Origin of the sequence: Streptomyces sp. NPDC053367, from assembly GCF_044545925.1 — a bacterium.
Taxonomy (GTDB): Bacteria; Actinomycetota; Actinomycetes; order Streptomycetales; family Streptomycetaceae; genus Streptomyces.
Genome location: NZ_JBITYN010000006.1, coordinates 53399 through 76343, shown reverse-complemented (window position 1 = coordinate 76343; position 22945 = coordinate 53399). Strand labels below are relative to the sequence as shown.

Genomic DNA, 22945 nt, shown 5'->3' with positions numbered 1-22945 from the left:
GCTCCAAGTCCCCCGAGCCGGGGCTCCCATTCCCTTCACGCGCCACGGGTCACACCGAGTGCCGAAAACTTCGCCGGCCCCGCCCTCAGCGGCCCGCCACGACATGATCGGGCAGCGCTTGCCGGTACCGCGGGCGCCGGCCGAGTGCCACGGCCGCGAGACCAGCGGTCACCTGTTCATCCGGTTCGGCCCGGCCGAGAAGATGAGGGACGGGAGTGTGGCCGGCCTGCACGGCCACCCCTGTGACCAGCCATGACGCAGGGACGGCGCGCTCCCGCACGTACGCCGCGATCTTCGCGGCCACCCGGTACCGGCCCGGCGGCGCGTCCCTGGGCCTCGATCCGGGCGAGACGTCCGGAGTGCCCCTGGAGGGCAGGGCAGGACCCGTCGGCGGCTCCCTGAGCGGGCGTATCGGCGGAAGCAGCCGGTAGGCGTGTTCGGCAGCGCGAAGATCGGCCCCGATGGCAACGAAGGGAAACCCGGCCTCGATGTCGACGCGCTGGGCCCCGAGCGGGTGCAGGGGACAACCGACGAGATCCGGTCCCGGCTGGAGGCCTCCGGCGCCGGCCGGGTCGTGCACCGGCAGCTCGCTGCCCCGAGGGAGACACCGGCCGGGTCCTGCTCTCCCTGTACCGCCCAGGCCGACGTCAGCCACCCGTTCGCGTTCATGCAGACGGTCGGCGCCGTCGTAGCCCGTCCCGGGCCGCCCGCGCAGTCCTCGCGGGCGGCCCGGGAGCCGGAGTGCCCGGCGTTACAGGGTGCGGGCCAGCCGCTCGGTGACCAGCTGCACGAAACGGGCCGGTTCCTTCGGCCGGCCGCCCTCGGCGAGTACCGCGAGGGCGTGCAGCAGCTCGGCGGTTTCGGCGAGTTCGCCGCGGTCCCCGTTCTCCGTGTAGGCCTGGTTGAGGGCCTTCACCAGCTGGTGCTCAGGGTTGAGTTCGAGGATCCGCTTGGTGGCCGGCACCTCCTGGCCCATCGCGCGGTACATGTTCTCCAGCGCCGGGGTCAGGTCGTCGGCGTCGGAGACGATGCATGCCGGCGAGACGGTGAGGCGGGAGGAGAGGCGGACCTCCTTGACGTCGTCGCCGAGCCGCTCGGTCATCCAGCCGAGCAGTCCGGCGTACTCCTCGCCGCTCTTGTCCTTCTCGGTGTCCCCGTCGGCGTTCTCCCCGGCGCCGAGGTCGACCTCACCCTTGGCGATGGAGCGGAGCTTCTTGCCCTCGAACTCGCCGACAACGTCCACCCACACCTCGTCGACGGGGTCCGTGAGCAGCAGGACCTCGATGCCCTTGGCGCGGAAGGCCTCCATGTGGGGGGAGTTCTCGATGCTCTGCCGGGAGTCGCCGGTCAGGTAGTAGATCTCGTTCTGGCCTTCCTTCATCCGCTCCACGTACGCCGCGAGCGTGGTCGGCTCCTCCGCGTCGTGCGTGCCGGCGAAGGAGGACACGGCGAGGATGGCGTCGCGGTTGTCCGGGTCGGTGACCAGGCCCTCCTTGAGGACGGTGCCGAACTCCCGCCAGAACGTGCGGTACTTGTCCTGGTCGGAGGCCATCAGGTCCTTGACCGTGGAGAGCAGCTTCTTCGTCAGGCGGCTGCGCATCATGCGGATGTGGCGGTCCTGCTGCAGGATCTCGCGCGAGACGTTGAGGGAGAGGTCCTGCGCGTCGACGACGCCCTTGACGAAGCGGAGGTAGGGCGGGAGCAGTTCCTCGCAGTCGTCCATGATGAACACGCGCTTGACGTAGAGCTGCAGGCCGCGCTGGTAACCCTGCGTGAACAGGTCGTGCGGGGCGTGGGACGGGACGAACAGCAGGGCCTGGTACTCGAAGGTGCCCTCGGCCTGGAGGCGGACGGTCTCCAGCGGGTCACGCCAGTCGTGGCTGAGGTGCTTGTACAGCTCGTGGTACTCGTCGTCGGAGACCTCGTCGCGGGGGCGGGCCCACAGCGCCTTCATCGAGTTCAGCGTCTCGGGCTCGCGCTGCTCGCCGTCGTCGCCCTTGCCGGGGACGAGCCGGACGGGCCAGGTGATGAAGTCCGAGTAGCGCTTGACGATCTCCCTGATCTTCCACGGGGAGGTGTAGTCGTGCAGCTGGTTCTCGGGGTCGGCGGGCTTGAGGTGCAGGGTGACGGCGGTGCCCTGCGGCGCCTCGTCGACCGTCTCCAGGGTGTACGTGCCCTCGCCGCGGGACGTCCAGCGGGTGCCCTGCTTCTCGCCGGCGCGGCGGGTCACCAGGGTGACCTCGTCGGCGACCATGAAGCCGGAGTAGAAGCCGACGCCGAACTGGCCGATGAGCCCGTCGGCGCTCGCCGCGTCCTTCGCCTCGCGCAGCTCCTGGAGGAACTTGGCCGTGCCGGAGTTGGCGATGGTGCCGATGAGCCGGGTGACCTCGTCGTACGACATTCCGATGCCGTTGTCCCGGACGGTGAGGGTCCGGGCGTCCTTGTCGGCCTCGATCTCGATGTGCAGGTCGGACACGTCGACGTCGAGGCCGTCGTCGCGCAAGGAGGCGAGACGCAGCTTGTCGAGCGCGTCGGAGGCGTTGGAGACGAGCTCCCGCAGGAAGACGTCCTTGTTCGAGTACACCGAGTGGATCATCAGTTGGAGCAACTGACGGGCCTCGACCTGGAACTCAAGGGTTTCGGTCGGCATGGTTCGCGAGTACCTCACTGGGTCACGGTCGCCTGAACTGATGTGTTCACTGTAGAACAGCCTGTCACCCCGGCGTGACACACGGGCACGACGAGTGCGAGGCCGCCTCAGAAGTCCGCGTCGACGCCGAGGGTCCGTACGGCCGGCACACGGTCCACGGGTGTCACGAGCTCCCGCCGAGCGACGGCGAGGAGCTGAGCCGGCGACAACACGAACGTCACGTACGGCCATGTCCTGCTGGTCACTCCGACCTCCGCCGGTTCGTTCGTCGCCACTCCGGACGTCCACGCCGACGGCATGGTCTGGTACGGCAACCGGCTCTTCGTGGCCAACGGTCAGGAGCTCCCTCAGCCTCGACCGCTCCGGGACCCTGGGCTCCGCAGTGGGGCCGCCTGTGGGGCCTCAACGAGAGAATCGACACCGCCACGGGCGACCGCGTCGTCTTCTCCATCGACGTCACGCCCTGATCCGGCACGTGAAACCGCTGACCGCCTACCACTCGTCTTGTGGTCAGCCCGGGGCAGCCCCCCCGCGGCGTCGGCGGGCCGGGATCGGCTGGGTGAGGTTCACCGGGTTGCCGTCCGGGTCCTTGATGTGGGCGACGCGCTGTCCCCAAGGCATGTCCTTGGGGCCGCTGCCGACCGAGCCGCCCAGCGCCTCCACCCGGCCGAGCGTGTCGTCGACGTCGTCGACACCGATGCTGAGCAGGATCCGTGGGGCCGCCTCCGTCCCGGGTTCCTCCTTGGCCACCAGCCCGAGGTCGGTGTCGCCGACGCGCAGGCCCAGATAGAAGGCCGGTCCTTCCTCCGGTACCCGGAAGAACTCCTCAGCGCCGAACAGTTTCGTGTAGAAGCCGAGCAGGACGTCCGGGCGGGCGGTCAGGATCACTGGCTGGATGACGGACATGGCACTCCTGTCGAGAACGGTTCGTGTCGCTGGTAGACCGTTCGACGACGGTGAACTCATCGGCACGAGGTGCCCGGCCCGGGCGCCACGGCGAGGTCAGGGGACGCGGCGTCTCCTCAGCTCCGCGAGCCATTGCCGTACCTGCTCGTCGTCGTGCGGGTAGCCGCCGTTGCCTCCCGCCGGAAGGTCGATCCCGTGGAGGAGGTTCAGCGCCCACCAGGACAGGTCGTCCCAGTCGGTCCCGTCCCGCGTCAGCCACCCGGCTGCCCAGCGGTCGGCCTCGTCCCGGGACAGCCGGCCCGCGACGAGTGCCGCGAAGCGCTCTTCGATCTCGTCAGAGCAGGCCGGGCGACGGCATCCATGCGTCGACCGTACAGGTGGCAGGACCGGTGTCGGTCCAGAAGTCGGCCGGCCGCATACTCGGTGATCGTCGCGCGACGAGCGGGCACACGCCCCCTACGTAGACGTGACGCACGAGCGGAGAGGGCTGATGGGGGACATGGGAGACGGCGACGGGATGGCTGTGCCGGAAGAGGTGCCCAGTCCGGCGCTGCGGCGGCAGCCGGCCGGCAAGGTGGCGCGGTGGTTGCTGCGCCACCGGGTGCAGCCGGTCGGACCGGCGGCCGGCGAGGGACACACCGAGCCGCAGGCCTGGTGGAAGGTGATGTGCCTGACCGGCGTGGACTACTTCTCCAGCCTGGCCTACGTACCGGCGATCGCGGCACTCGCCGCGGGGGCGGTCTCCCCGCTGGCCACGCTCCTGATCGTGGCGCTGACGCTGCTCGGGATGCTGCCGATGTACCGGCGGGTCGCGCGGGAGAGCCCGCACGGGGCCGGGTCGGTGGCGATGCTGGAGGATCTGCTGCCGTTCTGGTGGGGCAAGCTCTTCGTCCTGGTCCTGCTCGGGTTCGTGGTGACGTCGTGGATCGTCACGATCACCCTGTCGACGGCGGACGCGTCCGTGCACGTGATGGAGAACCCGTTCTTCCCCGCCGCCCTGCACGGGCACGAGGTCGCGCTGACGGTGGCGCTGCTGCTGGTGCTGGGCGGTGTGTTCCTGCTCGGGTTCAGTGAGGCGGTCGGTATCGCCATCCCGCTGGTCGGGGTCTTCCTCGTCCTCAACGCGGTCGTCATCGGTGTGGGCCTCGCCCATGTGTTCACCACCCCGGGTGCGTGGTCGGACTGGACCGACGCGCTGGTCGGCGGTGGGACCGGCGTGGGAGACCTGCTGGGGCCGGCGCTCATGGCTTTCCCGTTGCTGGTGCTGGGACTGTCGGGCTTCGAGACCGGGGTCAGCATGATGCCGCTGGTGGCCGCCCGGGGCGACGACGACGAGCAGCGCCTGCGCTCGCGGATCCGCAACACGCGTCGGCTGCTGACCACTGCGGCGCTCGTCATGAGCGTCTACCTGCTGTCGGCGAGCTTCGTCACCACCGTCCTGATCCCGCAGCGCGAGTTCGAGCCGGGCGGGGCGGCCAACGGCCGTGCGCTGGCGTGGCTGGCCCACGAACACGTCGGCCAGACCTTCGGCACGGTCTACGACATCAGCACCATCCTCATCCTCTGGTTCGCGGGTGCCTCCGCCATGGCCGGGCTGATCAACATCGTGCCGCGCTACCTGCCCGACTACGGCATGGCCCCGGAGTGGGGGCGCGCCGTCCGTCCCGTGGTGCTCGTCTACACCGCCGTCTCGGTCCTGATCACCTTCGTCTTCGACGCCGACGTCGAGGCGCAGGCCGGCGCCTACGCCACCGGAATCCTGGCCATGATGGTGTCCGGCGCCTTCGCCGTCACCGTCTCCGTCGCCCGCGGGCGCCGTCGTGCGAGCGCGGTCGGGTTCGGACTGCTCACCGCCGTGCTGTTGTACGCCCTGGTGTACAACATCGTCGACAAGCCCGACGGCATCGCCATCTCCGGTGCCTTCATCCTCGGCATCGTCGTCGTGTCGCTGGTCTCCCGGATCTCCCGCACCACCGAACTGCGCGCGGACCGGATCGTGTTCGACTCCGAGGCCCGCCGGTTCATCACCGACACCCTCAGGCACGACGACGCCATCAACATCATCGCCAACCGCCGCCAGGCGGGCGACCGGGCGGAGTACAGCGCCAAGGAGCGGGAGCAGCGCGGCACCAACCCGGTGCCGGCCCCCGCGGACGTGCTGTTCCTGGAGATCGACGTCGTCGACCCCTCGGACTTCAGCGACACCCTCACCGTACGAGGGGTCGAGGTCGACGGTCACCGCGTCCTGCGTGCCGATGCCCCGGCCGCCCCCAATGCCATCGCGGCGATCCTGCTCGTCCTGCGGGACACCACGGGCCGACGGCCGCACTGCTACTTCGCCTGGGCCGAAGGCGGCCCGCTGAAGCACATGTTCCGCTACTTCCTGCTGGGCCGCGGCGACACCGCACCGGTGACCCGGGAGATCATCCGCCGTCACGAGCCCGATCCCGACCGTCGGCCCGGCATCCACGTCGGCGGCTGACACCGTGACGGGGACGGACAGCCGCTGGCCTACGACGCGCTCGTCGCGCTCGCCCACGCGCGCTCGCCCACGCCGACCCTGCCGTCGTCGGCCTCGTCCTCAAGGGGTCCCGCGCCCATGACGGCATGGTCACGCCGCAGTCCGACCCTGACCTGTACGTGGTCGTCGCAGACGGCGCCAGGACCGAGCCGACCCGGTTCGCGGGCTACCGCAGCGCCGAGCTCGACCTGGTCGTCGTCACTCTCACCGAGTGCCGCGGAGCAGGGACACCTGACCGGGAACTTTATGCCCTCGCCCGTGCCCGGGTCGTCCTCGACCGGCTCGACGGGGGCATCGCCCGGAAGCGGCGATGTTCGGCGGGGACACCGCTGCGCTGGACCGGTCCGAGGACATTGCGATACGCCCCCCGGCTTCGCCGACAGGGACGCGGGCGACTTCGAGCAGGCCCGCGAGCGCTTGACCGAGCCGGTGAGGCTGCGCCGCGAGATCGGCTTCCGGCCCGGCGAGGCGGCCGGACTCGTGGCACTGGCCTACCTCACCGCCGAGACCGGCGACCCGTCGGCTGCGCTGCGGTACCTCGACGAGGCCCAGTCGGTCGCCGAGGGCTGTGGCGCCGAGGCCGTCTTGAAGTCGGTCGAGGAGGCCCGCACGCACGTCCGCTCCTGACGGACGAAGAAACCACAGGGGCAACGGCCGCACGACGCCCACCCACTCGCCGTACGGGATGCCGAGCAGGGCGCCCCGGTCGTCCGCGCTCACCGCGACCCCACTCCCCCGCGTCCGACAGGACGGCCAGGCGCCCCGCCCGCGGCCTCGGGTCCGCCTGTGCCGGCGGCATCTCGGCCACCTGGCCCGACGCGCGCCCCTCCCACCGGTACGGCATACTGACGCCTCACCGCTGCAACAAATTGTTGAAGGAGTGGGAATTGGCAGCCAGTTTCAGGACGCTCACCCGGGTGGGAGAGGCTCACCTCGCCCAAGCGGAGGCGCTGCAGCGCGCCTTCCAGGAGGCGATCGCGCCCGCCACCGTCGACTACGACTTCGGCCACATCCGCGATGCCGCCGCCGCGCTTCCCGACAGCGACATCGTCAGGATGGTCCGCGGCTGGGGGCTCCAGGAGGAGGCGCCGATCCTCGTCATGGTGCTGTCCCTCAAGGAGGCGGTCCGTCAGGCGCTCCCGCCCGAGACGGCCCAGGCGTCGTTCTGGGAGACCATCGAGAACGACCTCGTCGACGCCTTCACCGGCCTCGCCGAGCAGGAGGGCGAGGCCGGCCTGGCCTTCTACGAGGAGGGGCCGGACGGGACCAGCTACTACCGCGACCTGTTCTTCGCCCTCCAGGACGAGGAGACGGGCGCCCACCTGTACGCCGTCGCCTTCTGCACCGACGTCACCGTCGGCTTCGACAAGGCCCGCGTGGGGACCCTGGGCCTCACCGACACGGCACCGTTCGCGGTCCGGCTCAACGCGATCGTCATGCGCCAGAAGCTCGCGAACGGCGCCTGACACCCGGGCACCGCCCGCCGTTTCCGCCGCCTCCGCCAGGGCCGTCCCGCGTTCGCCGTACGGCAATCCTTACGGAGGCCCTCACCAGCCGTCGCGGCCCGCCGTCCCGGGCCGCCGCCGCACAGGCCCGTACCCCTGTTCAGCGGCTCCGGATCCACAAGGTGAGCAAGGCCGACAGCGCCGCTCCCCCCGCCGAGGCGAAGCCGCGTACGGTGCTGGACATCGCGGCACGAACGAGCCGCCGACCGGTGCTGTTCCTGCCCTTCATCATCAACAACTCCCTGACGTGCCCGGCCCTTTGCCGGGGCGCACGAGCAAGAGCCTTCAGCAGTCGGGCCACTCGTCCGGAAGTGCGGGCACACGCGGCAAAGTCGCCCTCAACTCCCGGTCGGAAGCCTGCCCGCGGTGCCCGCACCGGGCACGGACACGGCCGGGCGACGCCAGGAGGACGCCATCGTCACAGGGGACGCCCGCAGGCTGTACGACGAGATGCGCGCACTGAAGGGCCGGGCCGGCGAGCGCAGGCGCAAGAGGGGGCAGCCGTCCTCGCAGCGCGCGGTCGAGAAGGCGCTCGAGAAGCCGCCCCACTCGCTCGAGTCCTTTCGGCATCGGGAGTGAGGCACTCAGGCCGCCTGACACAACGTCAGGCCATTTGGCGCGTTTCCGACTCAACGCCTCGCGCGTCCCGCCCCTCTTCCCCGGTGGCAATCGTGGAACGAAAGGACGCGACAGGTGCGCAACAGACATGCCGGACGAGTGGTCCTCGCCCTCACCGCGGCGGGAGCGGTGCTGGCGCCGCCCGCCCTGGCCCGGGCCGCCGAGCCCCTCCGGGTCGACCTGCGGGCCGACACCGACCGGAACGGAACCGTCGAGGTGACCGGCACCGCGGACCAGGACGGGGAGGACACCTGGTCCGTCGCGCGCGGGGCGCTCTTCCTGCCCAACATCGACGACGACGCCCGGCGCTGCCGGGCCGCCCTCCGTCCCGGTGCCTCCGACGCCGTGCTCGCCCGCTGCAACGACGCCGCCGACACCCGGGTCAACGGCACCGCGGACGCCGCGGACCTGGCACGGGTGCGCTCGGTGCCGGCGGTGGACCTGCCCGACGACGCGACCGGGCGCGTCCAGGTGACGGCCGGCGCCGCTCAGGTGCGGGTGTTCGTCAAGCGGGCCGGCGCCTGGACGCTCGTCACCTCGCAGACCCGGCTGACCGCCGACGAGCTGCGCGCCGGCGTGGAGTTCGGCGTCGAGGGCCGGGACGTGATCCGCGACAGCCGCGTCTGGGACGGGCGCGCGGTCGTCCGGCTGACGGTGACCTCCGCGGCCGGCACCGCGAGCGACGACGTGACGCTGCGCGCCGCCCCGCTGCTCACCCACCACAACCTGCAGAACACCCAGCGGGTCCTGGTCACCGAGGTGAAGGGCGACGACCCCTGGGCGCGCCGCCAGCAGAGCTTCGTCAGGACCCTTCAGCAGCGGGCCCAGGACGCCGGGGTCACCGCGTCGGTGGTCAAGTTCACGTCGTACGGCGACATCTGGGCGCAGGACTTCGTGGAGCCCGCGTATGTGAGCATGACCGGGCCGGACGGCCGGCAGCAGGCGATACGGGTCATGCTGCGCTCGGCGCAGGACCGTCCCGCCGGGCGGGAGCTGTACGCCAGGCTGCGCGGCCCCGGCATCGGCGTGGTGCAGGCGCGGGGCCGGGACATGCAGGGCTGGGAGACGCTGAACTCCTACGGCAACCTGGAGACCGTCCCGCCGTACACGCACAACGGCCGCTCCTACCCGGCCGGGCGGATCATCATGGGCGAGCGCAGGGACGGCAGCGGCGTCCGGCCGTCGAGTGAGATCCGTACGCTGCTCAGGTCCCAGGGGATGCAGAACCCGCTGCTGCTGGACACGTCCTGGCTGCACGTCGGGCACGTCGACGAGTTCGTGCAGTTCCTGCCCGCCGACACCCCGCGCGGCTGGCGCATCGGCGTCGCCGACCCGAAGGCCGGGCTGGACCTGCTGCGCAAGGCCGCGCGGGAGGGGCACGGCGGGACCAGGATGTTCTCGGTGAAGCCCTTCGACGGCATGGTGGGGCCGCAGGAGACCATCGCCCAGGCCCTCGCGTCCCGGAAGCTGCTCGCCGACAACAGCCTGGCGGCCGCCCGGATCGAGGCGAACCTCGACATCCTCAAGCGGGAGACCGGCGTCACCGACGCCGAGATCGTGCGCGTGCCCGCCCTGTACACCCGTGGTATCGACACCACGGTCACCGGCACCCGGATGCCCCTGCTCCAGCGCATCGGCGGCACCGTCGGCGCCGTCGGCGCCGTCGAGGAGCACGGCCAGCAGCGGCTGCTCGCCCGCGACGGCGCGGCCGCCGCCCCGACCGTCCAGACCAGCGCCTACGTGCCCGGGGCGGTCAACGGCATCCTGCTGGCCCGCGACCGCTACCTCGCCCCGCGTCAGTGGGGCCCGGTCGTCGGCGGCAAGGACATCTTCACCGCGGCGGTGAGCAAGGCGTACAACGACGCGGGGATGAAGGTGTCCTACATCGACGACTGGTACACGTACCACCTCGGCATGGGCGAGGTGCACTGCGGCACCAACACCCTGCGGGACACCTCGGCGCCCTGGTGGGGGGTCTGACCGGTCCGCGCGGTCGTCAGTCGAAGCAGCCGGTCTTCGCCCCGTCCGTCTCGGAGCCGACCTCTATCTCGAATCCGGAGCCCGAGTCGAACTCGGGCCCGGCCTCGTAGCCGTGCTCGATCTCCAGCTGGCGGGCCGTGGTGAACTGCACGGTCAGCAGCAGGGCGTCGCCGTCGCCGCCCTTGGTGAAGCACAGCCCGGCCGTCGTCTCGGGGGCGCTCTGGTCCGCAGGGGCGGTCTGCAGGTCCCAGCCGTCCGCCTCGGCGGTCGTCCGGTAGAAGTCCACGACCTTCTGCCGGGGGCCGGGGAAGGCGTACACGCGGTCGGCGTACAGCCAGGCGTCGCCGCTGTCGTCGACGCAGCCCGCGTCCACCGCGGCCAGGTCCTTCGGTACGGTCGCCCCTTCCGGGGCGGAGCGCAGGATCGGCTGGGAGCGCAGCTCCTTCACCCGTGCGGCCGTGTCGTCACAGGAGTTGAACGGGGACAGCGCGGAGCAGCCGGTCAGGCCGGCCGCGAGCAGGGCGGTGGCCAGGAGCAGCGCGCCGGGCAGGGCGAGCGGCCGGGTGGGGTGCGTCCGGGGCGGCATGGGGTCTCCCGAGGGTCGGGGCGGGGTGGGGGGTTCACCGTCTGGTGGGAAGAACGGGCTGAGCGAGAAGAGAGAGCAGAGAGTACGGCGGTGCCGGGACCGGCCCCACGAGGGGACCGGCCCCGGCACACGGTTGCCGGCTCGACCTGTCACGGGACGCGGGCGCCCCACGGCAGGTCAGGGATCACCTGGCCAGGTATCCGTTGCTGTAGAGCCAGCTGCCGGCACGGTACAGGTACTGGAACAGATAGCCGCGGTTGGCGTAGTAGCGCATCCAGGAGCGGTTGTAGCTGCTGGCGACGAAGTTGCGCGCCACCCGGTTGTTGTACTGGTCCTTCCGTGAGTCGCGGCTCGTCTGCCCGTACTCGTGGGCGTCACCGAGCCGCTTGGCGGCACGCCAGCCGAAGAAGTAGGTCAGCGCCGCCATCCAGATGAAGTGCCGCAGGGCGTTGTTGCGGGACTTGCTTCCGGGGAGCTTCCACAGCAGGACTCCGGACAGCATCGTCGCGAAGGCGCAGCCGCCGGCTCCCAGGCTCCTGCAGGCCTTGGCTTCCTCGTACTTCTTGCGCCAGGCCGAGACACGGCCGTCCAGGTCGAACTGGTTGACCGGGTCGGCGTTGGCGTAGTCGTAGGCGTTGGCGCTGCCGCCGCGGACCGGGTCGAGGGACAGGAAGCGTCCGATGGCCGGGTCGTACAGGCGGGCGCCCATGAGCTTGAGCCCGGTGACGGTCTCCGACGAGCGCTGGTGCGCGCCGAGCCAGTCGTAGCGGGTCTCCGCCTGTCCCGGCCGGGGGTTGCCGAACTCGTCGGCGTCCAGCACGGTCGGGGCGACCGCCGTGTCGGCCGGCAGCTGCAGGGTGATGTCGCCGTGCAGATCGGCCAGTTGGAGGACCGTGCCGCCGGTCTTGGCGGTGGTCGCGGCCAGGTTGCCGTCCGGGCCGAGGACGTTGCGGGTGACCGCGCCGCCGCTCGTGCTCTCCACGATCCAGCGGGGGCTGTCCCCGTCGGAGTCGTAGTGGTTCAGGCGCGAGGCGGTCTGGGCCCAGGTGCCGGAGGTGTTGGCCTCCGTCGTCCAGGACCGGTAGCGCAGGGCCGCGTCCAGCGTCCAGGTCTGCCGTTCGGTGCCCGCCGTCTGCTGCTGCACCAGGTCGTTGACGTGGTACGCCAGCGTGGTGCCCGGCTTGGCGGTGGTGCGGCCGAACGCGTCGTAGACGTAGCCGGTGGCGATCAGCCGGTCGCCGGTGTCGTAGGTGTACGACGTGGTGGTGGCGCCGGTGAGGGTGCAGTCGGCGTTGACCGCGGCGGTGGCCGTGGCGAGCGTCTTGCGGTTGGAGTTCTTGTCGAAGGTGTAGGCGCGGGTGGTGCAGACCGCGTCGGTGGCGGTGTCCTGCGCCTGGGTCAGCCGGCCGGCCTTGTCGTAGGTGTAGGCCTGGGAGGCGGTGACGCCGGGGGTTCCGGCGTGGGTGGCCGTCTGGCCGTGCACCGTCTCGGTGACGCTGTCGGCGATCACCACGGAGTTGTCGCTGTCGCGGGTGACCGTGCGGGCGGTGGTGGTGCCCGCGGGGTCGATGACGTCCTTGGTGGTGTAGCCGCCGGGCAGGCCCTGGGTGACCAGTTGGCCGTCCTCGTCGTAGCGGGCGGTGAACGTGCCGGCCACGGAGTCCGTCATCGAGGTGAGCAGGCCGCGCGGGTCGACGGCGGTGTCGTAGGTGTAGGTGGTGGTCGACGGCACGGTGTCGGTGACGGTCGTCGGCCGGTCGAGCGCGTCGTACTTGGTGGTGGTGACGCCTCCGTCCGCGTCGGTGTACGTCAGCTGGCGGCCGAGCTGGTCGTAGGTCCTGCTGATGGTGCCGCCGGTCGGCGACGTGTTGCTGACCGGCAGGCCGGTCGCGGCGTCGAAGGCCGTGGTGCTCACGGGGACGGCCGCGCCGACTCCGCCCGAGATGGTCAGGGTGGTGACCCGGCCCGCGGCGTCGTAGCCCGTCGTGGTGGTGCGGGTGACCCCGTTGGCCGTCTCGATGATCTTGGTGGCCTGGCCGAACTGCCCGTACTCCAGGACCTTGGTGGGCAGTTGCGCCGGGTTGGAGCCGCCGCCGGTGATGTCGGCTGCCGGGGCGAGGCGGCAGATCTGGTCCGCCCACTCCGGCCTGCCGCCGCAGGTGCCGGTGCCGTCCGCGGTGTAGTAGGTGACGACCGTGGTGCCGGCGTCGGAGCCGGTGGACGCGGGCTGCGACTCGCGGATCACCCGGCCCTGGGCGTCGTAGCCGGTGGTCGTGGTGATCGCCAGGCCGCCCGGGTCGACGGTGGAGCTGGTCGGCTGGCCCTTGACCCAGTCGTAGGCGGTCGTGGTGACCCGCGGGTCCGCCGTCAGGGTGGGCCAGGACCGGGGCTGGGCGCCCACCGTGACCTTGGTGACCTGGTCACGGACGACGGCGGTGCCGTCGGTGGGACGTCCCGAATCGTACTCCCGCACGGTGTGCCGACGTGCCATCAGCTGGGTTCCTGCGGCGGCCAGCGTGGTGGTTCCGCTGGTAAGGTTCGCCGCCAGGGTGACGCGGTGCAGCGGCCCGTAGGTGTCGGTCTCGCGCTCGCCACTCGCGTCGAACACCGAGACGTCCGACAGCAGTTGGGCACGCTCGGCGGAGGCCAGGGAGCCGATGCCCAGTTCCGTCAGCCTGTCCTTGAGCGCGGTCGTGGCGCCGAGGGCGAGCTCGCGGTTGGCCGCGGACAGGGTGCGGACCACGTTGCCGAAGCGGTCGTACTCGGTGACCGACAGACGGTGGCCCGGCTCGGCCTTGTTCACCGCGCGGCCGCTGGCGTCCAGGTAGTGGATGCCGGCCCGGCCGTAGTCGGCCGCGGTGAGCGAGGAACCGTCGTTGGAGGCGGGCACCTGGTCGGGCGGGAAGACCGCCGTGGCGTCGGTGGGCGTGTCCGACTGGCCCCACGAGGCCGTGGCGGCGGCGCCCAGGTTCTCCGGCGCCGCGGAGCCGGTCAGCGGCACTCCGTAGACGACGTTGGTGGTGGCGGTGCCGTTGGTCTGGTCGGCGCTGCCCGGGGTGAGCGTGGCGCGGGAGACCTTGAGCAGCATGCCGGGGCCGGACGCGGGGCTGGAGCCGGCCTGGCCGTAGGTGAAGGACCACGGCAGCTGGCCCGGGGGCTTGAGCGAGGTGACCCGCCCTGCCGTGTCGTAGCCGTACGCGGTCTTCAGCGCCGGGGAGATCCGCGGGTCCCAGGTCTCGCGGAGCCGGCCGTCGGTGTCGTAGGCGTACTGCGCGACCGTGGTCGCGGTGGACGCCGAGCCGCCGGGGGCGGTCGCCCACAGCCTGATCGAGGACACCTGGTCCTTCACGTCGCCGAACGCCGAGGACGTGGCGGTGGTGGAGGTCGCGTAGACGAACTCCAGGACGCGGCAGCCCTTGAGGCTGGAGTCCGCGGCGCAGGAGGAGTTGGACACCGCCGAGTTGCCGGCGATGATCTTCTTGGGCCGGGCGAGCTTCGTCTCGCCGGCCGTGATGCTCTCCGAGACCGTGGTGGTCGTGGAGTTGTCCACGCCCTCGACCCAGGTCGTCGCGGCCCGCCAGGTGCTGCCGCCGGCCTCGACGGGGACGAAGGTGGTGGTGCCGCCCTCGGTGCTCCTCAGGACGAAGTCGCCGCCGAAGCCGCCGGTGAGGGTGTAGTCCTCGGAGCCGGGCTCCGCGATCCACCCGGTCTGCGCCGCGTCGGCGGTGAAGTGCATCTCGCTGTCGTCACCGGCGAGGCCGATGCTCAGCGAGGTCGCCGAGGTCTTGTGCAGGTACGAGAACGGGGTGGTGATCTGGTCGGCCGCGGCGCTGTACAGCCACTCCTTGCCGAAGATCGGGGCCTGCTCGTTGGCGGCGCCGGCCTGCGGGGAACGGGAGGAGGCGCTGCGGGTGACGCTCATGCCGAAGAACGAGGCGTCGCCGCCGGGGAGCGTGTAGTCACCGGTCAGCAGGTTGACCGAGCCGGGGCCGATGCTCTCGCTCGCCGCTCCGTCGGCGTTGCGGTCCACGACGACGTCGACCGGGTCGGAGGCGCCGGTGGCGCCCGCGGGGCCGGTGAACTGCGCGCGGAGCTGGACGACGCCCTCGGGGTCGACGGTCGTGGTCGCGTTCCAGGTGAGCTGCGGGGTCTTGCCGGCGGAGAGCGCGAGCGGCCAGGAGGCCACCGGGCTGCCGCCGGAGGTCACGTCGCCGGCCGGGAGGTTCGCCCAGGCGTCGGCGTCGCCGCGCCGCCACTGGAAGGTGACGCCGTCGAACTTCGGCGCCTCGGCCTCCGCAGCCAGCGGCACACGGGCCGCGGTGCGGGTTCCGTCGTCGGGCAGCGTCACACCGCCGGGGCCGACGTGGAAGGTGTAGGAGACCGGGTCGGACTTGTTCTCCGCCTTGTCCGTGGCACGGACCTGGAGGACGTTGGTGCCGGCCTTCTCGGGTGCCAGGGTGATCTTCACCGGGGTGGTACCGCTGGTCGGGACCTTCTCCCAGACCGCGCCGTCCAGCGACCACTCGATGCCGTTCTGGTCACCGGACGGCGGGGTGACGGTGAACTCGCCGCTCTGGCCGACGCCCTTGACCCAGGCGCTGCTGGGGTAGTCGGTGGAGGTCACCGCGGTGGGCGCGGAGGGGGCGCCGGTGTCGACGGTGAAGTACGCGTAGGCGGACCAGCCGGTGTTGTAGTGCTGGCCGTCGTACGGCGACGTGCGGAACTTGTACGTCTTGCCGTTGGTCAGCAGCCCCGCGGGCACCTTCACCGCGGCCGGCTGGCCGGAGGCGACGAAGGGCGAGACGAGGACGTCGCCGACCTGTGTGCCGGTGGCGTTGTCGAAGATCTGGAAGGTGCCGTCGACCTTGTCGTTGTTGGGGTCGACGAAGGTGTCCTGCAGGGTCGGCGTCGTGGTGTTGACGAACCAGGTGCCGCCGGCGTCCTTGAAGAACGGCGGGCCGGCCTGCTGGTCGGTGCCGGTGCGCGGACGGTAGTTGTAGTTCACCGTCAGCTTGGGCGGGTTCGACGCGGCGTTGCCGGAGTTGACGCGCTTCCACTGCCCGGTGACGTTCTCGTCGGAGGCGCGCAGGCCCAGGTGGGACCTGGCGGCCTTCGCGGAGGCCCACTCCTGCACCAGCGTGGTGACGTTCGCGTTGATCCAGCCGTCCGGCTGGGTGCTGCAGGAGGCGTTGCCCCGGGTCTCCGAGGAAGTGGCCTTCGACGCGATCCACGCCGGCTGGGCCGTCCACCGCGAGGAGGTCGACGCGGCCCCGGTGGACCACACCTCCCACGGCTGGTTCGGGCAGGACGAGCCGGTGTAGTTGCCGGAGTGGAAGTTCCACAGCGACAGGGTCGCGCTGTTGATCAGGGCGTCGGAGATCGGCGAGGTGTTCCAGGAGATGAAGGAACGCGCCGTGCGGAAGGTGCCGTCGGCGTTCTTCGTACCCGGGTTGCCGAGGTCCAGCTCGGTGTCGTTGGACCAGTCGACCGTCTCACCCTGCTGCACGTACGTGTCGAACACGTTGGACAGCGCGGACGTCGAAGGGTCCACCGTCACCGGGTACTTCGTCCTCGGGTCGGCGAGGAACTTCGCGTCCGGGGTGACGACCAGGTCGATCGTGCCGCCCTTGCGGACCACCTTCATACCGACCTCGACCCGGCGGGTGTGCTCGCCGGAGACGGGGTCCACGGTGGAGTCCCACATCACCGGGGCGGGCATCACCGCGCTCTTCTTGCCGTCCCGGCCGGTGAACAGCACGCTGCCGTCCGCCTGGAGCTTGGCCTGCAGGCCCTTGGCCTTGAGCGGGAGGGTGTAGGAGAAGCCGTCCTGGGCCGGCCTCTTCTTGATCTCCACGAACTGCTCGAAGCCGGTCCGCGTCGCCTCGACGACGACATCGGCGCCCGGCACGGCCTCGGTGTACTCGGCGCGGGTGCCGTCCAGCTTCGGCTCGGGCAGGCCGCCCTTCCACTGGAGCGTGATGCCGTTGTCGCCGTCGCCGAGGGTGACCAGGTCGACGGCCTTGGCGCCCTGGGCCGCTTCGAGCGAGCGGGCGGGGGTGCCGGTTTTGCCGGAGATCCGCAGACCGCGCGGGTGGGCCTTGGGTACGACGGCGCCCGAGCTGTCGGTGACCAGGTCCAGGTCGACGGTGCGCCAGTCGCCGCTTTCCCCGTCCTTGAAACGGATCGGACCGGCCGTGATCTCGGTGGTGAGCGAACCGTTCGCGTTGGCCCAGGTGGTCGAGGTCTCGGTGCGCTCGGACAGCGCCTCGACCCGCTTGCCCGTGAGCCGCGCGGCGATGCGGGCCGACGGGATGTCCGCCGCCTGCGTCGCGGACGGCTTCGGCGCGGACTCGATCCCCTGGCGCCCGGCGGCCAGCGCGACGCCGGCGCCGTCCAGGAGTGTGACGGCCATGACCAGGGCTATGCCGCCGGCGACATACCGGCTGGGCCCTCCACACCAGGCCTGTTCACGCCATCTTGGCGCGAACGAGTGGTTTCTCATGAAGTTTCCGATTCTCAAGATGTGAATCAACACGCCGCATGATCAAAACTGCGGCTCTCGCGAAACTTACAGAGCGTCAAAAAGGCTAAAAAACAACGTTAGTTGATCAAGTCCGAGCTCGACTTCTCAATTCCGGAAGTGATTTAGCTCACGTTTCAGCGGCGATTGCGGGGCTTTCGCGGCGGTCGCTGGGGGGATGTCGCCAAAGCGCAGACGACACAGCACGAGGGCGACCGTCATGACCTGTCAGGCCATCGGGGGACAGCGGGCTACGGTGACGGCGTGGCGCCGGGTCCATCCCAAAACGCCATAATCGGCATGCGGCCGAAATCCGTGATTTCGTCGAACGCAAATCAAGCAACCGCAAATACAGCAATCACACGCTCGGCAACCGCACCTTCAGCAACCACACATTCAGCAACCACACGTTCAGCAAGCGCAAGGAGACGCCTGTGTCCGAGACCCTCGCACCCCTCGCTGCCGTCGATGCGTACCTGGCGTTCTGGAACGCCCACGACGAGGCCCGGCAGAGGGAACTGGCTTCCCGTGTCTTCGCCCCCGATGTGCGCTACACGGCACCCGTCGGCGTACTGGAGGGGACGGAGGCCCTCATCGGCTTCCACCGGCAGTTCACCGGGCACATGGGCAAGGTCGACTTCGCGGCGCGCACGGCGCCGGACGGCCACCGGGACCGGGCCCGCCTGCAGTGGGAGATCCGCCTCGGCGACGGCACGGTCTTCGCCAAGGGGACCGACATCCTGACGCTGGACGGCGACCGCATCGCCTCCGTGACCACCTTCCTGGACCAGGCGCCCGAAGGCTTCACGCCGCACGACGACCAAGCCTGACCCCGCACCGCCTGCGGCCCGGGCAAGCCCGAGGGCCGGCCACCGGTACAGCAGGAGTGCCCGCGCGAGGCCCGTTGACGTGATGTTCACCCGATTACGTGAATCGAGCGCACGTACGACGGCAGACCCTTCACCGCTGCGTAACGTGCGTGCTCGGCCGGCCGACCGGCCGACGAGAGCCGGTGCGGAGCGAGCAGGCGGAGGGGTTGCGGCGATGACAGATGGTCCTTCGAACCGAGGCGGCGGGTTGTCGCGGCGCAGGCTGCTGGCGTCGTCGGCCCTCGCGGGCGGCGCCGGCTGGCTGCTGCGCGGGCTGGCCGGGCCGGACAGCGCCCACGCGGCCTCGGCACCGCCGCCGGGCTTCCCGGCCGGGATCGACCTCCACCAGCGCGTCTACGAGAACTGGGTCGGCGAGATCCGCACCGACGAGCTGTGGACGTGCGCCCCGCGCAGCCCGCAGGAGGTGCTCGACGTCGTCAACTGGGCCCACGGCGCGGGCTGGACGGTGCGCGCGCAGGGGCGGCGCCACGGCTGGTCTCCCCTGACCGTGGCCGACGGCACCCCCGCCGCGGCCCGGGTCGTCCTGCTGGACACCACCGCACACCTGACCTCGATGTCGCTGGAGCAGCGGTCCGGCGACGGGTCGGCCGCCGTGCGCGTCCAGGCCGGGGCCTCGCTGGAGGCGCTGCTGGCGTTCGCCGGGGCCGGCGGCCACGGGGTCACCGCCGCACCCGCACCCGGTGACCTCTCCGTCGGCGGCGCACTGGCCGTCGGCGCGCACGGCACCGCCCTTCCCGCCGCAGGCGAGAACCCGTCACCCGGCCACGGCTACGGCTCGCTGAGCAACCTGGTCACCGAACTGACGGCGGTCGTCTGGGACACGGGCGCCGGACGTTACGTCCTGCGAACCGTCGGCCGGGCCGAACCCGACTGCGACGCCCTCCTCACCCATCTCGGCCGCTCACTCGTCACCGAGGCCGTCCTGCGGGTGGGCACCGACCACAACCTGCGCTGCCAGTCGTTCGTGGACATCCCCGCCACCGAACTGTTCGCCGCGCCCGGCGCCGCCGCCGGCGCACGGACCCTGGCCGGCTTCGTGGACCGCACCGGCCGGGTGGAGGCGATCTGGTTCGCCTTCACCGACCGTCCCTGGCTGAAGGTCTGGAGCATCGCGCCGAACCGGCCGCCCGTGTCCCGCGCGGTCGACGGGCCGTACAACTACCCGTTCTCCGACTCCCTCCCCGAGCCGGTCGCCCGGCTGGCCGGCGACCTGGTCTCCGGAGCCTGGGCGAGCGCGCCGCTGTTCGGGAAGGTCCAGTACCTCCTGGCCAAGGTCGCACTGACCGGCGACATCACCGACGTACTGCTCTCGGGGACCCTCGTGCGGGACGTACTGACCGCTGACGTCCTGACCCATCTGCTGGCAGGCGGCCTGCGCTCGGACCTGTGGGGCGCCTCCCGCAACCTGCTGCAGTACATCAGACCCACCACGCTGCGCGAGACCGCCAACGGCTACGCCGTCCTCACCCGTCGCGCCGATCTGCAGTGGGTGGTCAGCCGGTTCGCCGACTACTACCGCACGCTGCTCGCCGAGTACGCGGCGCGCGGCGAGTACCCGGTCAACGGCCAGGTGGAGATCCGGGTGACCGGCCTGGAGAACCCCTCCGTGTGCGGCGTCCCCGGCGCGCGGCCCCCTCTGCTGTCCGCCGTGCGGCCGCGCCCCGACCGGCCGGACGTCGACACGGCCGTGTGGATCGACGTCCTCTCCCTGCCGGCCACCCCCGGCCTCGACCGCTTCTACCGCGACATCGAGCAGTTCCTGCTGACCCTGGACGGCGAGCGGGCCACCGTCCGCGTGGAGTGGTCCAAGGGCTGGGCCTACACCGGCACCGCCGCGTGGTCCGACCCGGACGTCCTCACCCGCCACATCCCCGACAGCCAGCGCGCCGGCGGCGGTCCCGGCTGGGACGAGGCCGTCGCCACCCTCGACCGTCTCGACCCGCACCGAGTGCTGTCCAGCCCGTTCCTCGACACGCTGCTGCGCTGAACCGGAGGGAAGCCGGCTCGCCGCGGCAACGCCCGGCAGCCGGCTTGCCGAGACGAGCCCAGGCAGCCGGCTTGCCGAGGCGTCCCCCCGGCACCCGGCTTGCTTGAGGCGACCCCCGGCACCCGGCTTGCTTGAGGCGACCCCCGGCACCCCGCTTGCTTGAGGCGACCCCGGCACCCGGCTTCCGGTTCGCGGCACATGGCCGGCGCCGCGTCGGTTCAACCGTCCCGTCCGTTGACAGAGCATCAACTCTTTCCCATCATGGGAGCGCTCCCATCACGCGCCCATAACGCGCCCCTGCATGTCTCCCAGCTCGTCCGCTCCTTGCACGTGTCCCAGCCCGTCCGGCGTTCCGTACGGCGCGGCGCCCGGCGAGCCGTACGGGACGCCGGCCCTTGAGGGAGGACCCCCATGGCCCCACCGCAGAGATCAGGCCGGCCGGCCCCGTCCGGCCGCCCCCGGCACCTCGCACGCACCGCCGCCGGCCTGGCTGCCGCGCTCACCCTGCTGTCACCGCTCGGCGCCGCCGAGGTCGCCGCCGCGGGGCAGGAGACGCCCGCCGCCGACGTCGAGGTCCGGGTCAACACGCAGGCTTCGCTGGGCCGGTTGTCCGACACCGCACGCGGCGTCAACGCGGCCGTGTGGGACTCGCACATGAACGACCCGGAGGTCGCCACCCTGATGAAGGCGGCCGATGTGGGAGCGATGCGCTACCCCGGCGGGTCCTATGCCGACATCTACCACTGGGAGACGCACACCGCGCCCGGCGGCTACGTCGCCCCCGGCACCGGCTTCGACGCGTTCATGGGCACCGTCCGCGCCACCGGGGCGCAGCCGATCCTGATCGCCAACTACGGCTCGGGCACCCCCCAGGAGGCGGCCGGCTGGGTCCGGTACGCGAACGTCACCAAGGACTACGACGCGAAGTACTGGGAGATCGGCAACGAGATCTACGGCAACGGCCACTACGGCAGTGGCTGGGAGCACGACGACCACGCGGACAAGAGCCCCCGGGAGTACGCCCGTCAGGTCCGCGCCTACGCGGCCGCGATGAAGGCGGTGGACCCGACCGTCAAGATCGGTGCGGTGCTCACAGCGCCGGGCAACTGGCCCGACGGCGTCGTCGGCCAGGGCGACCCCGGCGACTGGAACCACACCGTGCTCGCCGAAGTCACCGACGTCATCGACTTCGTGAGCGTCCACTGGTACGCGGGAGGCTCCGACACCACCGCCGACGCCGCCCTGTCCCGGCTGGCCCGGCTACCCGGCGAACTGCGGGAGGTCCGCAACCAGATCGACCGTTACGCGGGCGCCGACTCCGCGCGCATCGGCATCGCCCTCACGGAGGTCAACACCAACACGGGCGGCGCCATGCTCACCGCGCGTCCCAACGGCCTGTTCGCCGCCGACGCGTTCATGACGGCGCTGGAGAACGGCGTGTTCAACGTCGACTGGTGGAACACGCACAACGGCGCCGACCGGATCACCACCGTCGACGGTGAGACCGACTACGGCGACATGGGGATGCTCTCCAGCGGCGGCTGCACCGGTGACGTCTGCGAACCGGCGCCCAACACGCCGTTCCACCCGTACTACGGCATGAAGATGACCAGCGAACTCGGCACGACGGGCGACACGTTGGTGGCCGCCGCGTCCTCCGCGCAGGAGGTCTCCGCACACGCCGTCCACCGTCGCGACGGGCGCCTGAGCGTGCTGCTCATCAACAAGAACCCCGACGCGGCACGGACCGTCGACCTCGCCTACGCGGGCTTCACGCCGTCCGCCGCCGCCCCCGAGGTCAGCCGTTACGCGCGCGGCGACAGCGACATCACCGACGTCACCGGCAGCGGCGGCTCCACCTCACGGGTCACCGTGCCGCCGTACGGGATGCTCGCCGTCACCCTCGCCCCGCAGCCCGGCACCGGTCCAGGCGCCTCGGCCGCAGGCACCCCGGGCACGCCGCGGCTGGAGGCCGTCACCGACACCACCGCGCGCCTGTCCTGGACGGGCGCGTCCGCCGCCACCCGCTACCTCGTCCAGGAACGCGACGGCGCGCACACCCGGCTGGTCGGCGAGGCCACCGGCACGTCCGTGACCCTGCGGAACCTGCCTCCGGGCAGCACCCACACGGTCAACGTGCTGGCCGCCGACGCCTCGGGGCGGCTCTCCGCACCGTCCGACCCGCTGACCTTCACCACCGGCACGCCGTCCGACGCCCCCTGCGCGGTGACCTACCACCGCGACACGGGCTGGGGCAACGGCTTCGTGGCCACGGTCACCGTACGGAACCTGTCGGACACCCCGCTCACCGGCTGGACCGTCGACTGGGACTGGCCGACCGACGGCCAGTCGGTGTCCTCCGGCTGGAACGCCACGTTCCACCAGACCGGCCGGCACGTACGGGTGACCGCCCAGGAAGGCGCCGGCCCCCTGGCCCCGGACGGAGCGTCGACAGCCTCGTTCGGCTTCGTCGGCGCCAACGACGGGCCCAACCCGGATCCGACGGTCTTCCGGCTCAACGGGGCTGTCTGCTCGGGGGGTTGAGAGCCAGTCGGTGAATGGTGTCGACGTCGTCGGCACCGATGGGGACGCAGAACGGGACGACCGCTGGTCCGGCCCCTCGGGGCCGGACCAGCGGTCGTCGGTGAGGGCGCTGTTGCCGTTCCCGGTGTGCACCAGGCGGGGCAGCAGGCGCTGGAGCAGATCTCCCGGCGGCTGCGAGCAGACCCCGGCCGGCCGCCCCGGGCGCCCAGGGCGGGCCCACGGAAGGAGACAGGGCCGA

14 protein-coding genes and 1 pseudogene are annotated in these 22945 nt (G+C 71.4%); 10 read left to right on the top strand and 5 right to left on the bottom strand.

Annotated elements, in window-relative coordinates; genetic code table 11:
- Positions 1 to 242 precede the first annotated feature (242 nt).
- Positions 243 to 431 (top strand): hypothetical protein, encoded by a 189-nt coding sequence (locus ACIGXJ_RS18260; RefSeq protein ID WP_399646169.1) that lies wholly within the window; start codon positions 243 to 245, stop codon positions 429 to 431.
- Positions 432 to 751: 320 nt separating this feature from the next.
- Here ACIGXJ_RS18260 and htpG read toward each other — a convergent pair whose 3' ends face one another.
- From htpG to ACIGXJ_RS18245, 3 genes are all read right to left on the bottom strand, one after another.
- On the bottom strand, positions 752 to 2650 hold the full coding sequence (gene htpG / locus ACIGXJ_RS18255) for a molecular chaperone HtpG (protein ID WP_399646166.1): 1899 nt from the start codon (positions 2648 to 2650) through the stop codon (positions 752 to 754).
- Between the two features lie 107 nt (positions 2651 to 2757).
- Entirely contained in the window at positions 2758 to 2982 is a 225-nt protein-coding gene (locus ACIGXJ_RS18250; RefSeq protein WP_399646164.1) for a hypothetical protein, read from the bottom strand.
- A 178-nt stretch (positions 2983 to 3160) separates the two neighbouring features.
- Positions 3161 to 3556 (bottom strand): VOC family protein, encoded by a 396-nt coding sequence (locus ACIGXJ_RS18245; protein ID WP_399646162.1) that lies wholly within the window; start codon positions 3554 to 3556, stop codon positions 3161 to 3163.
- Between the two features lie 490 nt (positions 3557 to 4046).
- Between ACIGXJ_RS18245 and ACIGXJ_RS18240 the strand changes: the two genes are divergently transcribed.
- From ACIGXJ_RS18240 to ACIGXJ_RS18215, 6 genes and pseudogenes are all read left to right on the top strand, one after another.
- Positions 4047 to 6038, top strand: a complete 1992-nt coding sequence (locus ACIGXJ_RS18240) for an amino acid transporter (protein ID WP_399646160.1) — start codon at positions 4047 to 4049, stop codon at positions 6036 to 6038.
- A 24-nt stretch (positions 6039 to 6062) separates the two neighbouring features.
- Positions 6063 to 6457: pseudogene (locus tag ACIGXJ_RS18235) on the top strand (hypothetical protein); the annotation flags it as partial.
- Positions 6458 to 6494: 37 nt separating this feature from the next.
- The gene (locus ACIGXJ_RS18230; protein WP_399646157.1) at positions 6495 to 6704 is read left to right on the top strand and encodes a hypothetical protein; all 210 of its coding nucleotides are present in this window, start codon (positions 6495 to 6497) and stop codon (positions 6702 to 6704) included.
- A 260-nt stretch (positions 6705 to 6964) separates the two neighbouring features.
- Positions 6965 to 7543, top strand: coding sequence for a Type-2Aa cytolytic delta-endotoxin (locus ACIGXJ_RS18225; protein WP_399646154.1), 579 nt, complete (start codon positions 6965 to 6967; stop codon positions 7541 to 7543).
- Positions 7544 to 7948: 405 nt separating this feature from the next.
- The gene (locus tag ACIGXJ_RS18220) at positions 7949 to 8161 is read left to right on the top strand and encodes a hypothetical protein (RefSeq protein ID WP_399646151.1); all 213 of its coding nucleotides are present in this window, start codon (positions 7949 to 7951) and stop codon (positions 8159 to 8161) included.
- Positions 8162 to 8275: 114 nt separating this feature from the next.
- The gene (locus ACIGXJ_RS18215; RefSeq protein WP_399646149.1) at positions 8276 to 10180 is read left to right on the top strand and encodes a protein-arginine deiminase domain-containing protein; all 1905 of its coding nucleotides are present in this window, start codon (positions 8276 to 8278) and stop codon (positions 10178 to 10180) included.
- Between the two features lie 16 nt (positions 10181 to 10196).
- Here ACIGXJ_RS18215 and ACIGXJ_RS18210 read toward each other — a convergent pair whose 3' ends face one another.
- Complete coding sequence (locus ACIGXJ_RS18210) at positions 10197 to 10766, bottom strand: hypothetical protein (protein WP_399646146.1); 570 nt, start codon at positions 10764 to 10766, stop codon at positions 10197 to 10199.
- Positions 10767 to 10950: 184 nt separating this feature from the next.
- Positions 10951 to 17178, bottom strand: coding sequence for a DNRLRE domain-containing protein (locus ACIGXJ_RS18205; RefSeq protein WP_399646144.1), 6228 nt, complete (start codon positions 17176 to 17178; stop codon positions 10951 to 10953).
- 542 nt (positions 17179 to 17720) lie between these two features.
- On the opposite strand from ACIGXJ_RS18205, the gene ACIGXJ_RS18200 reads away from it, so the two are divergent.
- The 3 genes from ACIGXJ_RS18200 (at position 17721) to ACIGXJ_RS18190 (ending at position 22707) form a co-directional block, all read left to right on the top strand.
- Positions 17721 to 18116, top strand: coding sequence for a nuclear transport factor 2 family protein (locus ACIGXJ_RS18200; protein WP_399646142.1), 396 nt, complete (start codon positions 17721 to 17723; stop codon positions 18114 to 18116).
- A 214-nt stretch (positions 18117 to 18330) separates the two neighbouring features.
- Complete coding sequence (locus tag ACIGXJ_RS18195; protein ID WP_399646140.1) at positions 18331 to 20163, top strand: cholesterol oxidase substrate-binding domain-containing protein; 1833 nt, start codon at positions 18331 to 18333, stop codon at positions 20161 to 20163.
- Between the two features lie 411 nt (positions 20164 to 20574).
- Positions 20575 to 22707 carry a cellulose binding domain-containing protein gene (locus ACIGXJ_RS18190; protein ID WP_399646138.1) on the top strand — a complete coding sequence of 711 codons (2133 nt, stop codon included), beginning with the start codon at positions 20575 to 20577 and terminating at the stop codon, positions 22705 to 22707.
- Positions 22708 to 22945 lie beyond the last annotated feature (238 nt).

Excerpts from the sequence above, each read along its gene's own strand:
- htpG (WP_399646166.1), bottom strand. The coding sequence starts at position 2,650 with ATGCCGACCGAAACCCTTGAGTTCCAGGTCGAGGCCCGTCAGTTGCTC.
- ACIGXJ_RS18245 (WP_399646162.1), bottom strand. The coding sequence starts at position 3,556 with ATGTCCGTCATCCAGCCAGTGATCCTGACCGCCCGCCCGGACGTCCTG.
- ACIGXJ_RS18240 (WP_399646160.1), top strand. The coding sequence starts at position 4,047 with ATGGGGGACATGGGAGACGGCGACGGGATGGCTGTGCCGGAAGAGGTG.
- ACIGXJ_RS18210 (WP_399646146.1), bottom strand. The coding sequence starts at position 10,766 with ATGCCGCCCCGGACGCACCCCACCCGGCCGCTCGCCCTGCCCGGCGCG.
- ACIGXJ_RS18205 (WP_399646144.1), bottom strand. The coding sequence starts at position 17,178 with ATGGCCGTCACACTCCTGGACGGCGCCGGCGTCGCGCTGGCCGCCGGG.
- ACIGXJ_RS18195 (WP_399646140.1), top strand. The coding sequence starts at position 18,331 with ATGACAGATGGTCCTTCGAACCGAGGCGGCGGGTTGTCGCGGCGCAGG.
- ACIGXJ_RS18190 (WP_399646138.1), top strand. The coding sequence starts at position 20,575 with ATGGCCCCACCGCAGAGATCAGGCCGGCCGGCCCCGTCCGGCCGCCCC.